Source organism: Sphingomonas sp. SDUR79 (genome assembly GCF_056821745.1).
Genome location: NZ_JBPDIN010000001.1, coordinates 1,815,880 through 1,828,680, shown reverse-complemented (window position 1 = coordinate 1,828,680; position 12,801 = coordinate 1,815,880). Strand labels below are relative to the sequence as shown.

Here is a 12,801-nt window from a genome sequence, read left to right as displayed (position 1 = left end):
CACAGGGCGGCCCCGGCCTGCGCCGGGGCGACGGAGTAGTATCGTGAGTGTTACCCCTCTCCACGTCGCAGTCCTGATGGGTGGCTGGTCGGCCGAGCGGCCGGTGTCGTTGATGTCGGGTGCGGGGATTGCCGAAGCGCTGGAATCGCTCGGCCATACTGTCACGCGGATCGACATGGATCGCGACGTGGCGGCCAAGCTCGCGGCGGCGAAGCCCGATGTCGTGTTCAACGCGCTGCACGGAACCCCCGGCGAGGACGGGACGGTGCAGGGGATGCTCGACCTGATGGGGCTGCGTTATACGCACTCTGGCATGGTCACGTCGGTGATCGCGATCGACAAGGTGCTGACCAAACAGGCGCTCGTCCCCCATGGCATTCCGATGCCGGGTGGGCAGATCGTGTCGACTGCCTCGCTCTACGAAGCTGATCCTATGCCGCGGCCTTATGTGCTGAAGCCGGTCAACGAAGGATCGTCGGTCGGCGTGGCGATCGTCACGGCCGAGGGTAATTACGGCAACCCGATCTCGCCCGAGGCCGCAGGGCCGTGGCAGAAGTTCGGCGAACTGCTTGCCGAGCCGTTCATTCGCGGGCGCGAACTGACCACGGCGGTGCTGGGCGACACGGCGTTGTTGGTGACCGAGCTGAAGCCCAAGAGCGGGTTTTACGATTTCGACGCCAAATATACCGACGGCATGACCGACCATATCTGTCCGGCGGAGATTCCGGACGAGATTACGCAGGCATGCAAGCGGCTGGCGCTTGAGGCGCATCGGCTGCTGGGGTGCAAGGGTGCGTCGCGGTCGGACTTCCGCTGGGATGACACCCAGGGGCTGGACGGGCTGTTCCTTCTGGAGGTCAATACCCAGCCGGGGATGACGCCGCTGAGCCTGGTGCCGGAGCAGGCCAAGGCGCTGGGGATGAGCTATCCGCAGCTGGTGCAGGCGATCGTTGACGAAGCGCTCAAGGACGGGGCCGGATGAGCCGCAAGCCCACGCCCAAGCGCCCCACGGTCAAGCCCAAGCGCCGCGCGCAATCGAAGCGCAAGCAGCCGCATCTGCTCGACCGGATGGTCGCGGCGATGCCGGTGAGCGAGGCGACGCTGCACCGGATCATCGCGTGGAGCATCACGGGCATTGCCGTCGCGTCGCTGATCGGCGTGGCGACGCTGTTCGGCGTGCCCGGCGCGGTCGGGACGGCGCTGGCCGAAGGTGTGGGGCAGGCGGGCTTTCGCGTGCAGCAGGTCGAGGTGACCGGGATCAAGCGCGCCGACAAGATGACGGTGTATAACTACGCGCTGGACGAGAAGAGCCGCGCGATGCCGCTGGTCGATCTGGACGAGGTGCGCGCGCGGTTGATGACGATCGGCTGGGTCGCCGATGCGCGGGTGTCGCGTCGCCTGCCCGATACGCTGGTGGTCGATATCGTCGAGCGCAAGGCGGCGGCGGTGTGGCAGCATCAGGGGCAATTGATGCTGATCGATGCCGAGGGTGTCTTGCTGGAGCCGGTGTCGGCCGAGGCGATGCCGGATCTGCCGCTGGTGATCGGCGATGGCGCCTATGCGCAGCAGCCCGCCTATCAGCGGCTGCTGGCGGCGGCACCCGCGCTGCGCCCTTTGGTCAAGGCAGCGACGTGGATCGGCAATCGCCGCTGGGACCTCTCCTTCAACACCGGCGAGCGGCTGGCGCTGCCCGAGGGGGAAGAGGCTGCGGCCAAGGCTTTGGTCAAGTTCGCCGAGCTGGACGGGGCGGATCGTTTGCTGGGGCGCGGGTATCTGCGCTTCGACCTGCGCGATCCGACGCGGCTGGTGGTGCGGATGCCGGGGCAGGTGGTCCGCAAAGAGATTGAATCGGCGGCAGAAACTGCCAGTGTGAATGTGCAGGGGGAATAAGACATGGCCAAGACCGCGCCCGAGGGACTGATTACCGCACTCGATATCGGGTCGTCGAAGGTGTCGGCGCTGATCGCGCAGAAGGGCGATGGCGGCGAACTGGTCGTGCTCGGCACCGGCCAGCGCGAGAGCCGGGGCGTGCAGCGCGGCTATATTGCCGACATGGCTGCGACCGAAGTTGCGGTGCGCGAGGCGGTCGAGCAGGCCGAGCGGATCGCGGGCACCAATATCGAGGATGTGTGGGTCAGCTTCTCGGCCGGCGGGCTGGAGTCCAATATCCTGCGGCTTGAGGTCGATCTGGGCGGGCATCGCGTCGAACAGTCGGACATCGACGATCTGTTGCGCGCCGGCCGTGAGGCGATCAATCCGGGCGGGCGGATGGTGCTGCATGCACAGCCGACGCGCTACACGCTCGATGGGCTGGCGGGCGTCAAGCAGCCGCGCGGGCTGCATGCCGAGCGGCTGGGCGTCGATATCCATGTCGTGTCGACCGAGGGCGCGCCGGTGCGCAACCTCGATCTGTGCGTGCGATCGGCGCACCTGGAGGTCCGCTCGATCATCGCCGCGCCGGTCGCGACGGGGCTTGCCTGCCTGTCCGAGGAAGAGCGCGAGCTGGGCGTGGCTTTGGTCGAGATCGGCGCGGGCGTGACCAATGTGTCGGTGTACAAGGACGGCGTGCTGACCGGCCTGTCGTCGATCCAGCAGGGGTCGGCGGACATTACCGACGATATCGCCAGCGCGTTCGGGACGCGGCGCGGCCAGGCGGAGCGGATGAAGTGCTTCTATGGCAGCGCCAACATGACGCCGCGCGACAATCACGACATGATCGACATCGCACCCGCCAGCCTTGAGGAAGAGGGCGATGGCGCGCGGATCACGCGGGCGCAGCTGATCGCTGTGATCCGCCTGCGGCTCGACCGGCTGATGGCGGAGATCACCCGCGAGCTGGCGCGGCTCAATTTCGAGGATCCGGTGGGGCGGCAGATCGTGCTGACCGGCGGCGGGGCGGAGCTGAAGGGCGTTGCGGATTATGCGCAGCAGGCGCTGGGCCGGTCGGTCCGCGTCGGGCGACCGCGCGGCCTGTCGGCGCTGCCCGAGGCGCATGCCGGACCGGCCTTTGCGACGCTGGCGGGGCTGGCGACCTTTGCGGCGGCCGATCCGGTTGATCTTCGCACGCTGGAGCCGTCGCGCGGGCAATTGGTCATCCGGAGCAACCCGAAAGCGCTGATCCAGCGCATGATCGCGGCGTTTCGAGCCAATTATTGACATTTCCTGTGGGCGATCGGCGGATATCGCTGGAATGGCCCACAGCGATGGTGCAGAAACAACGTTACAAACAGGTGTCGCTTGGGGTGCGCGCCTGAGGAGACACAAAGAAGATGAGCATCGACTTCCTTCCGCCCGACCTGGATGAACTGACGCCGCGCATTACGGTGATCGGTGTCGGCGGCGCGGGCGGCAACGCGATCGCGAACATGATCCGCGCCGAAGTTCAGGGCGTCGAGTTCCTGGTCGCCAACACCGACGCGCAGGCGCTGAAACAGTCGAGCGCGGGGCAGCGCATCCAGCTGGGTGCCAAGATCACGCAGGGTCTGGGCGCGGGCAGTCGGCCGGAAATCGGCCGCGCCGCCGCCGAAGAGACGATCGAGCATGTGCAGGAGGCGCTGAAGGGCGCGCATATGTGCTTTATCGCGGCCGGCATGGGCGGCGGCACCGGCACCGGTGCGGCCCCGGTGATCGCCAAGGCGGCGCGCGACATGGGCATCCTGACCGTCGGCGTGGTGACCAAGCCGTTCGCGTTCGAAGGCAAGAAGCGCGCAATGTCGGCGGAAGCGGGCATCGAGGAGCTGCAGAAGTTCGTCGACACGCTGATCGTCATCCCCAACCAGAATCTGTTCCTGGTCGCTAACGCCAACACGACGTTCAAGGAAGCGTTCGAGATGGCGGACGAGGTGCTGCAGCAGGGCGTGCGCGGCATCACCGACCTGATGGTCATGCCGGGCCTGATCAACCTCGACTTTGCCGACGTCCGCGCCGTCATGAGCGAGATGGGCAAGGCGATGATGGGCACCGGCGAGTCGAGCGGCGACAACCGCGCGATCGAGGCGGCGCAGCAGGCGATTGCCAATCCGCTGCTCGACGGCGTGTCGCTCGATGGCGCGAAGGGCGTCATCGTGTCGATCACCGGCGGCGAGGATATGCGCCTGCTCGAAGTCGACGAGGCCGCGAACCATATCCGCGAGCTGGTCGACGACAATGCCAACATCATCTGGGGTTCGGCGTTCAACCCCGAGTTGGAAGGCAAGATCCGCGTGTCGGTCGTCGCGACCGGCATCGAGGCGGATATGTCGGCCAAGCCGGCGGCACCCGCCGCGCCGGAGACGAGCCGCAGCTTCTCATTCGGTACCGTGCGTCGTCCGATGGGTGCCGCAGCCCCGGCGGCGGAAGCGCCCGCAGCCGCCGCGCCCGAGCCACAGCCCGAACCCGTCGAGCAGGTCGCGCCCGAGCCGGAAGCGCCTGTAACGGCGCCAGTCGCGGCGGATGAGGACGAATTCACGTTGGAAGCGCCGACCGCGCTGCCCGCCGGCGAAACGGACGAGCTGGTGCTGGGGTCCGACGCGGTGGTGCCCGAGGCACCGGCTGCGCAGGAACCGCCGCGCGAGCCGACGATCCGTCGCCGCTGGCTGACCGGTGGCGATGACGAGGAAGTTGCCGCACCCGCGCCAGCGCCCGCCGAACCGCCCAAGGCCAAGACCGGCGGCACGCTGTTCGAACGCATGGCAGCGGCGCGCAACGGGTCGAAGGATGATGACGACAAGGATCCGCTGGACATTCCGCGCTTCCTTAACCGCCAGAACAACCAGTAATCGGACGGGGCTCCGCGCATGCGGTGTCCGGAGCCCCGTCATCCCATCGCGCATGTGCCCCGGCCTGTCCCCGGCATCGCGCAACGACAGCTGATATTCAGACCCCGGATGGTGTAGCCTGCGGACTCCCATGACACGCGCAGCCCAATCCATCCGCCTCTCCTTGCTCCTGAGCGCCACGCTCGGCCTGGTGGCCCCTGCGGTCGCGTCGAATGCGGTCGCACAGGAAGTTGCGCCACCGCCGACGCCCAATGCCGATCGGCTGGCGGAGCAGATGCGCATCCTCGCTACCGACCCGCGCAACGTGCCCGCGTTATTGGCAGCGGGCGAGCTGAGCGCACGACTGAACGATCCGGCGGCGGCGGCAGGGTTCTTTGCCCGCGCACAGGCGCTGGCACCCGGCAATCCGCGCGTTGCGGCGGGACAGGCGATGGTGATGGTGCGGGCCGAGCGGCCGGGCGAGGCGTTGCGGCTGTTCGCACTGGCCGAGCGCGGTGGGGTGGCGATGGCGCCCTATGCTTCGGACCGCGGGCTTGCCTATGACCTGCTCGGCGCGCAGCCGCATGCCGAGCGTGAGCATCGCATTGCGATGGCGCAGGGGGCGGATGATGAAACGGCCCGCCGTTTCGCCTATTCGCTGGGGATCAGCGGGCGCACCGATGAGGCGATGAAAGTCCTCGATCCGCTGCTGCGCCGGAGCGACCGCGCAGCGTGGCGCGCGCGCGCGTTTATTCTGGCGATGAATGGCGATGCCGCCGGAGCCGACCGGATTGCGGCGAGCATGATGGGCGGCGTCGGGACGGCATTGGCACCGTTCTTCCGGCGTCTGCCGTCGCTTAGCCCGGCCGACAAGGCATTTGCGGTGCATTTCGGCGAGCTGCGCCGTACCCCTTCGCGCATCGCCGACGCGCAGGCTGCGCCGCCCTTTCCCGCGATCGCGCCGGTCCAGGTGGCGGCCGCGCCGCCCCCGCCCCCGCAACCGCGCGCACGTGTATCCGGCTCGCAGTCGGTAGCGGGCAGTTCGGAACGCGGCTTGAGCGCGCGCGAGCGGCGGACTCAGGAAGCGGCTGCCGCGCGCCAGGCGGCGGCGGATGCCGAGGCGAAGCGGATTGCCGATGCCCGCGCGGCCGAGGCGGCAGAGGCGCAGCGCCGCGCCGAGGCCGTACGGCTTGCCGAGCAGCAACGGCTGGAGATGGAACGCGTCGCCGAGGCGCAGCGTCAGGCCGAAGCGCGGCGGCTGGCGGACGCCGAACGTGCGGCCCAGGCGCAGCGTGAGGCGGATGCCCGAGCGGCGCAGGAACGCGCAACGCGGGAGGCCGATGCGCGGCGAGCGGCCGAAGCCGCGACCGCATCCGCTGCTGCTCCGCCGCCGCCGGCTGCGCCGGTCGAGGTGGCCCGCGCGCCCGTCGCCGAGGTCGCGCCCCAGCCGGCCCCGCGCCAACCAGCGGCGCGCGTGGGGAGCGAGGACAATGTCATCGCCCGGATCATGGCGGGGATCACCATTCCCGCGTCGGAGCTGGGCGTGGACCCGCTACCCGGGCGGGCTCCCGAGCCGGAGCCGGTTGCTGCGACGGCCGCTGCACCTGCGCCGGTGGTCGAGGCGGCCAAGCCGAAGCCCGAGCCGGTGGCCAAGCCGGCTGTAGCCGCAAAGCCGGATGCCAAGGCCAAGCCCGGCACTGCCGCCAAGGTGGAGGCCAAGGCCAAGCCGAAGATCGACCCCGCCAAGGCAGAGCCGGCCCGTCATTGGGTGCAGGTCGCGGGCGGGGCGGACTTGAAGGCGCTGCCCCGGGCGTGGAAGGCTGCGGTTGCCGATGCTCCGGCCGAGTTCCGGGGCAAACAGGCGTGGACGACGCCGCTACGCTTTACCAACCGCTTGCTGGCCGGGCCGTTCAAGACGTCGGCGGCCGCACAGGAGTTTGTCAACGCGATCCGCAAGAAGGGCGTCGAGTCCTTTGCGTGGACCAGCGAGGCGGGACAGAAGATCGAGAAGCTGCCGGTAAATTGATCTATGCGGGCGCCATGTCGATTCGCCTGACGTTTGCCGCATGACCAGCCTTGCCCGCTATGCCAGCGATCCCGCGCACAGCCGTGGGCGGTTGCACGACGAAGGGCAGGGGACCGCGCGCGGGCCGCGCGATGCGTTTCAGCGCGATCGCGACCGGATCGTGCATTCGATCAGCTTTCGTCGCCTGCGCCACAAGACCCAAGTGTTCATGGCGCCCGATGGCGACCATTTCCGCGTTCGGCTGACCCACAGCCTGGAGGTGGCGCAGATCGGGCGGACGGTGGCGCGGACATTGGGACTGAACGAGGATCTGACCGAAGCAATGTGTCTGGCGCATGACATCGGCCACCCGCCATTCGGCCATGCCGGCGAACGTGCTCTGGAAACGGCGCTGAGCGCGCGCGGCGGGTTCGACCATAATGGCAACACGCTGCGTGCGCTGATGGTGGTCGATTGCCCTTATCCCGGGTGGGACGGGCTGAACCTGAGCTGGGAGACGCTGGAAGGGCTGGCCAAGCATAATGGGCCGGTGACGGCACCGGGCTGGGCGTTGGCAGCGGCGGATGCGGCATTTCCGCTGGAGCTGGCGCAGCATAGCTCGCTCGAGGCGCAGGTCGCGGCGATTGCGGACGACATCGCCTATGACAATCACGACATCGACGACGGGCTGCGCGCCGGGCTGCTGACGCTGGATCAGTTGCTGGCGGTCCCGCTGGTCGCGCGGGGATGGGATGCTGTGCAGGCACGGTTCCCGGACGCGTCGCCCAAGCGGCTGATGCGCGAGCTGGTGCGGGCGCAGATCGGGGTGATGGTCAACGATTTGCTCGACGAGACGCGGCGGCGGATTGCCGAGGCGGGCATCGAAACGGCGCGGGATGTGCGCGCGGCGGGGCGGGCGCTGTGCGGCTTTTCCGATGCGATGCGCGAGGAGGAGCGGGCGCTCAAGCGCTTCATGTACGCCAATCTCTATCACCATCCGCACCAGCTGGCGGCGGCGGACATGGCGCACGACGTGGTCGCTGGGCTGTATGCCGCCTACGCGGCGGACCCGGCGCTGATGCCGGAGGACTGGCGTCAGACGCTGCCGACGGACGAGCCGTGGCGCAGCCGGCATATCGCCGATTTCATCGCGGGGATGACCGACCGCTATGCGATTTCGCGCTATCGCGAGGTGGTGGGGCCGATCGAATTGCCGGAGGGGTTTTAGACGACCATATTCCTCCCCTGCCCCGCAGGGGAGGTGGCGCCGAAGGCGCCGGAGGGGCCGCCCCGCAGAGGGCGGAATTTTGCCGAGCTGGTCACGGCCGTCTGCGCGGCCGCCCCTCCACCACCCGCTGCGCGGGCGGTCCCCCTCCCCTGAGCGGGCTCAGGGGAGGAATGGAAGGTTCAGCGCGAAGCCGTCTGGACGGTGGTCGCGAGCGGCTTGGCGATGCGGAACGACACCGGGGTGCCGCCGACGCGGCCGGTGACCTGCTTGCCGCGGACGACGAGCGTGTAGGACGAGCCGCCGGGGAATGCCTTGCCTTCGAGCACGGTGGCGTCGCCATCCTGCTTGCTGGTGTAGACATAGGTGACGCCGTCACGCTTGAAGCTACGCTCGCTCGCATAGGCGGCGACCGGGAGGCTGAGGAGGACGGCGGCGCTGATGAAGGTCTTGATCACGATCTTTCTCCCTTGAAGATTTGAAGGGCCAGATCGGCATCCAATATTGTTCTGTTCTTGCCCCCATTGATATGCTGCGGTGCAGCAATGCCAAGCGCGAAGGATGCAAGTGCGATTGCGCGGGACGCATCGAGGGCGGAGCGGGCGATTTGTGCGACAAATTGCGCCGCTGGCATAGATTTGCGACAAAGCGGGGGTAGCGTTCGATGGTCACTCTTCGGGATATTGCCCATGTCGGACGCAAGCATTGCCCTCAACCGGTTCGGATTAGGCGGAAGGGCGGATGCGTCAGCACCCGCCGACCCGCGCCGCGCCCTGATCGACCAGATGGCGCGGTTCGATGCGCGGCCGGCGGCGATTGCGGCGTTGCCCGGAACGCCGGTGATTGCGGCTGCAGTCGCCGATTATCTCGAAGAGCTGCGCATGGTGCAGCGGGAATTGCGGCAGGAGCGCCGCGCGGGCGATGCGATGCCCGAGGGGGAGGCGGCCGACCCGGCGCGACAGGTGCGTCAGGCGGGGCGGCAACAGGGGCGCGACTTCTACATGACCGCCGCTGGTGCCCGCGCGCAAGTGGCGGTGGCGAGTGATACGCCGTTCGTCGAGCGACTCGTTCATTTCTGGTCGAACCATTTTGCCGTGTCGGCGGACAAGCAGACGATGGTGGGCCTGGCCGGTGCGTTCGAGTTCGACGCGATCCGCCCGCATGTGCTGGGCAAGTTTCGCGACATGTTGCACGCGGTTGAGCGGCATCCGGCGATGCTGCTGTACCTCGATCAGGCGCAGTCCGTCGGGCCGGGCAGCATTGCCGGGCAGGCGGCCGCGCGGCGCGGCGGGCCGCAGCGCGTGGGCCTCAACGAAAATCTGGCGCGCGAAATTCTGGAGCTGCACACGCTGGGCGTGCGCACCGGCTATACGCAGGCCGACGTGACCGAATTCGCCCGCGCGATGACCGGGTGGAGCGTCGCGGGGATCACGCGCGGCCCGGCGGCGCGCTTTGCCGGGCTCGAGGGCAAGCCGGGGAGCTTCGTCTTTGCCGGGCGGATCCATGAGCCGGGGACGCGAACGATCCTGGGCAAAAGCTATGCCCAGCAGGGCGAGCGGCAGGCGGCGGCGGTGCTCGATGATCTGGCCGTGCATCCGGCGACGGCGAAGCATATCGCAGTCAAGCTGGCGCGGCATTTCGCCGGAGATGAACCGCCCGCGTCGCTGGTCGGAAAGCTGGAGGCGGCGTTCCTGAAATCCGGCGGCGATTTGCCGACGCTGTACCGCGTGCTGATCGAGGCACCTGAGACGTGGGTGGCGCAGCCGGTCAAGTTCCGCACGCCATGGGAATGGTCGGTCGCAGCGATGCGCGCGCTCGGCACGCGCGAAATTCCGGGCGAGGCGGTGCTGGGGCTGATGAACCAGCTGGGCCAGCCGGTGTGGCGGCCGGGCTCTCCGGCGGGGTTTGACGATATTGCGGCGAGCTGGGCCGGGCCGGATGCGGTGATGCGCCGGGTCGAGGCGGCGGAGCGGATGGCGGCGCGCACCCGCGACACGATCGATGCGCGGGCGCGGGCGGCGGTGCTGTTCCCCGGCGCGCTGAGTGCCACCACGAGCCAGGCGATCGCGCGCGCCGAAAGCGCGTCTCAGGGCGTGGCGCTGATGCTCGTCGCCCCCGAATTCATGCGGAGATAATGTGATGATCAACCGCCGCAATCTTGTCCTGACCGGCGCTGCGGGCGCGCTGTCGCTGGGCTTTGCACCTCGCCTTGCCTTTGCGCAGGCGGCAAGCGACCGCCGGTTCGTGTTCATCATCCAGCGCGGGGCAGCCGATGGCCTTGGCACGCTTGCACCCGTCGGCGATCCGGCCTTTGCCGCACAGCGCGGGGTGCTCGCGCAGGATTTCGCCAATGCGGCGAAGCTGGATGCGATGTTCGCGCTGCATCCGAACCTGAAGAACGTCGCGCAGATGTATGCGGCGAAGGAGGCGATGTTCGTCCACGCCGTTGCCTCGCCCTATCGCGACCGATCGCATTTCGACGCGCAGAATGTGCTCGAGACGGGTGGCGTGGCGGCCTATCAGCTCAAGGACGGGTGGATGAACCGCCTGTTGTCCGTGCTGCCCGATGACGAGCGCAAGGGCATCGCGATTGCGGCGACGATCCCGATGGCGTTGCGCGGCAAGGTCGAGGTGGCGTCCTATGCGCCGTCGGTCCTGCCCGATGCATCGGACGATCTGCTCGGGCGCGTCGCGATGTTGTATGCGCAGGATCCGCAGCTCCACGCGATCTGGGAACAGGCGACGGCGACGCGGACGCTGACCGGCGATCTGGCGGCGAACAATGGGCGCAATGCTGCCGCGACCGGTGCGCTTGCCGCGCGGCTGCTGGCGGCCGACAATGGTGCGCGGATCGCGATGATCGAGACCGGCGGCTGGGACACGCATGCCGGGCAGCGCGGACGGCTGGGCGCGCAGTTGAATGGGCTCGACCAGATGATTGCCGCGCTGAAGACCGGCCTTGGGCCGCTGTGGGGCAAGACGATGGTGCTGGTCGCGACCGAGTTCGGGCGGACAGTGAAGGTCAATGGCACGCAGGGCACGGATCATGGCACCGGATCGGTCGCCTGGCTGCTGGGCGGCGCGGTAAAGGGCGGGCGCGTGGTCGCCGACTGGCCGGGGCTGAGCGATGCGGCTTTGTATGAAGGGCGCGACCTGCGCCCCACGGCGGGGCTGGATGCGGTGATCGGCAGCGCTGCTGCGGCGCATTTCGGGGTCGACCCGGCGCGGGCGATGCCGGCGCTGTTCCCGGGGCAGAAGAGCGCGCGGATGCTGGACGGGTTGGTGCGGGTTTAAGGCCTAGCCCGGCTTGCGCGCCATCCCCACCAGCGCGGTCGAGGTGATCCCTTCGGCGGGCAGGTTGGCAGCGAGGGCGGCGGCTTCTTCGGCGAACGCGGTGCGTTGGGCGTCGTCGAGCAGCTGCCAGACCGGCGACCAGCCATAAGCGAGCTTGGCGTGTTCGCGGAACCAGTCGACCGGTGGGGCGGGCCAGGCGTAGCTGACGCGATGGACCGCATCGGGCTGTAATCCGGCCTCCACAAATGCCGCATCGAGCAGTTCGGGTGCGTTGAACAGGCGCGCCATCGGCAGCGGTACCGGCTGCTCGGGGAACATGCGCTGGGCAGCCTGGGCAAAGAGCTGGGCCGGGCCGGCACCGCCGGCATTTTCCCAAACCGCGACCACGGCAAGGCCGTCGGGGCGCAGTACGCGCGCTATTTCGGCGAAGCCCGCAGCGGGATCGGGGAACATGAAGACGCCGAAGATCGAGAAGGCGGCATCGAAACTGTCGGCCGGGAAGTCGAGCCGCTGGCCGTCCATCACCAGTGCGCGCTCGCCCGGGCTGATGTCCGCAGCGCGGGCCTGAGCGATCTCGACCATGCCGGGCGAAAAGTCGATCCCGACCGCATCCGCGCCGTCGCGCAGCGCTGCAACCAGCAGTGCGCCCGCTCCCGTTGCCACATCCAGGACGCGTGCACCGGTAGGTAGTGCGGCCAGCTCCCATGCGGCGTGCGCATAGCGTCCGGTCATCCGGTCGGCTTCAGCGGCGTAATTGGTGGAGACCGAGTCCCAATGGGCGGGATCATGGATTGCGGGGGCTTTGGCGGACATGGTCGCTGCATAATGATACAATGTTACATTCGTCAAGCGGCTTGCACGCACGGCTGTTTCGCCGCACGCCAGCGTCGATGGGCTATCTCTCGCTGTTCCTGCTGGCGTTCGGGGTCAATTTGCTTCCCGCCTTCGGGCCGCCAACCTGGTCGATCATCGTGCTGTACGGGATCAATGGCGACCAGCCGCTTTGGGCGCTGGTGCTGATCGGTGCGATGGGCGCGGCGTTGGGGCGGCTTGTGCTGGCGGTCGGGGCGCGGCATTTCGGGAAATGGCTGCCGCAGCGGATGCAGCGCAATATCGCCGCAGCCCGGACGGCGGTGGAGCGGCGCAAGCATAACGTGCTGATCCTGCTGGCGCTGTTCGTGATCTCGCCGCTGCCATCGGCGCAATTGTTCATGGCGGTTGGGCTGGCGCGGGTGCCGCTGCTTGGCTTTACTGCGGCATTCTTTACCGGCCGGCTGTTTACCTACGCCTTTTACGGCTGGACCGCGCGCAAGGTGCGTGAGACGGATTTCGGCGAGGTGATGTTTGCCAACCTCACCAGCCCCTGGGGGATTGCATTGCAGGTGGCGATGCTGGGCGTGCTGGTCGCGCTGGTGAGCATCGATTGGGCGCGGTGGCTGAAGGTCGATCGCGACGATCCGCCGAAGGACTGAAGCGCGCGCAACCCAGTCCAAACGAAATCTTTCAGACACTTGCCTTTCCGCAGTGCAGCAAAGCACCTA

General features: G+C 68.2%; 12 protein-coding genes. 9 read left to right on the top strand and 3 right to left on the bottom strand.

All coding sequences use genetic code 11. The features are described from left to right. The first annotated feature begins 43 nt into the window (after positions 1 to 43). From ACRYLO_RS08965 to ACRYLO_RS08940, 6 genes are all read left to right on the top strand, one after another. Complete coding sequence (locus tag ACRYLO_RS08965) at positions 44 to 982, top strand: D-alanine--D-alanine ligase (protein ID WP_482659828.1); 939 nt, start codon at positions 44 to 46, stop codon at positions 980 to 982. Further along, positions 979 to 1,890: a cell division protein FtsQ/DivIB gene (locus ACRYLO_RS08960; protein WP_482659827.1), complete on the top strand. Its 912-nt coding sequence runs from the start codon at positions 979 to 981 to the stop codon at positions 1,888 to 1,890. The genes ACRYLO_RS08965 and ACRYLO_RS08960 overlap by 4 nt, the downstream gene beginning before the upstream one ends. Before the next feature lie 3 nt (positions 1,891 to 1,893). After that, entirely contained in the window at positions 1,894 to 3,156 is a 1,263-nt protein-coding gene (gene ftsA / locus ACRYLO_RS08955; RefSeq protein WP_482659826.1) for a cell division protein FtsA, read from the top strand. Positions 3,157 to 3,269: 113 nt separating this feature from the next. Then, entirely contained in the window at positions 3,270 to 4,757 is a 1,488-nt protein-coding gene (gene ftsZ / locus ACRYLO_RS08950; protein ID WP_482659825.1) for a cell division protein FtsZ, read from the top strand. Between the two features lie 130 nt (positions 4,758 to 4,887). Beyond that, a complete protein-coding gene (locus ACRYLO_RS08945; protein WP_482659824.1) occupies positions 4,888 to 6,762 on the top strand; it encodes a hypothetical protein in 1,875 nt (624 codons plus the stop codon). 40 nt (positions 6,763 to 6,802) lie between these two features. Continuing rightward, on the top strand, positions 6,803 to 7,969 hold the full coding sequence (locus tag ACRYLO_RS08940) for a deoxyguanosinetriphosphate triphosphohydrolase (RefSeq protein ID WP_482659823.1): 1,167 nt from the start codon (positions 6,803 to 6,805) through the stop codon (positions 7,967 to 7,969). 179 nt (positions 7,970 to 8,148) lie between these two features. On the opposite strand, the gene ACRYLO_RS08935 is transcribed toward ACRYLO_RS08940, so the two are convergent. Further along, on the bottom strand, positions 8,149 to 8,424 hold the full coding sequence (locus tag ACRYLO_RS08935) for a hypothetical protein (protein ID WP_482659822.1): 276 nt from the start codon (positions 8,422 to 8,424) through the stop codon (positions 8,149 to 8,151). Continuing rightward, entirely contained in the window at positions 8,421 to 8,657 is a 237-nt protein-coding gene (locus ACRYLO_RS08930) for a hypothetical protein (RefSeq protein ID WP_482659821.1), read from the bottom strand. Before ACRYLO_RS08930 ends, ACRYLO_RS08935 begins: the two co-directional genes overlap by 4 nt. On the opposite strand from ACRYLO_RS08930, the gene ACRYLO_RS08925 reads away from it, so the two are divergent. Then, entirely contained in the window at positions 8,656 to 10,101 is a 1,446-nt protein-coding gene (locus tag ACRYLO_RS08925) for a DUF1800 domain-containing protein (protein ID WP_482659820.1), read from the top strand. The two genes, ACRYLO_RS08930 and ACRYLO_RS08925, sit on opposite strands and share 2 nt — an antisense overlap. A gap of 4 nt (positions 10,102 to 10,105) precedes the next feature. Further along, positions 10,106 to 11,260 carry a DUF1501 domain-containing protein gene (locus ACRYLO_RS08920; protein WP_482659819.1) on the top strand — a complete coding sequence of 385 codons (1,155 nt, stop codon included), beginning with the start codon at positions 10,106 to 10,108 and terminating at the stop codon, positions 11,258 to 11,260. 3 nt (positions 11,261 to 11,263) lie between these two features. On the opposite strand, the gene ACRYLO_RS08915 is transcribed toward ACRYLO_RS08920, so the two are convergent. Further along, complete coding sequence (locus tag ACRYLO_RS08915) at positions 11,264 to 12,073, bottom strand: class I SAM-dependent methyltransferase (RefSeq protein WP_482659818.1); 810 nt, start codon at positions 12,071 to 12,073, stop codon at positions 11,264 to 11,266. A gap of 77 nt (positions 12,074 to 12,150) precedes the next feature. Between ACRYLO_RS08915 and ACRYLO_RS08910 the strand changes: the two genes are divergently transcribed. Next, positions 12,151 to 12,732: a hypothetical protein gene (locus tag ACRYLO_RS08910; RefSeq protein ID WP_482659817.1), complete on the top strand. Its 582-nt coding sequence runs from the start codon at positions 12,151 to 12,153 to the stop codon at positions 12,730 to 12,732. Positions 12,733 to 12,801: the final 69 nt, after the last annotated feature.

Bases quoted from the DNA above. Each gene is read 5' to 3' on its own strand.
- ACRYLO_RS08960 (WP_482659827.1), top strand. From the start codon at position 979: ATGAGCCGCAAGCCCACGCCCAAGCGCCCCACGGTCAAGCCCAAGCGC.
- ftsA (WP_482659826.1), top strand. From the start codon at position 1,894: ATGGCCAAGACCGCGCCCGAGGGACTGATTACCGCACTCGATATCGGG.
- ftsZ (WP_482659825.1), top strand. From the start codon at position 3,270: ATGAGCATCGACTTCCTTCCGCCCGACCTGGATGAACTGACGCCGCGC.
- ACRYLO_RS08945 (WP_482659824.1), top strand. From the start codon at position 4,888: ATGACACGCGCAGCCCAATCCATCCGCCTCTCCTTGCTCCTGAGCGCC.
- ACRYLO_RS08940 (WP_482659823.1), top strand. From the start codon at position 6,803: ATGACCAGCCTTGCCCGCTATGCCAGCGATCCCGCGCACAGCCGTGGG.
- ACRYLO_RS08925 (WP_482659820.1), top strand. From the start codon at position 8,656: ATGTCGGACGCAAGCATTGCCCTCAACCGGTTCGGATTAGGCGGAAGG.
- ACRYLO_RS08930 (WP_482659821.1), bottom strand. From the start codon at position 8,657: ATGGGCAATATCCCGAAGAGTGACCATCGAACGCTACCCCCGCTTTGT.
- ACRYLO_RS08920 (WP_482659819.1), top strand. From the start codon at position 10,106: ATGATCAACCGCCGCAATCTTGTCCTGACCGGCGCTGCGGGCGCGCTG.
- ACRYLO_RS08915 (WP_482659818.1), bottom strand. From the start codon at position 12,073: ATGTCCGCCAAAGCCCCCGCAATCCATGATCCCGCCCATTGGGACTCG.
- ACRYLO_RS08910 (WP_482659817.1), top strand. From the start codon at position 12,151: ATGGGCTATCTCTCGCTGTTCCTGCTGGCGTTCGGGGTCAATTTGCTT.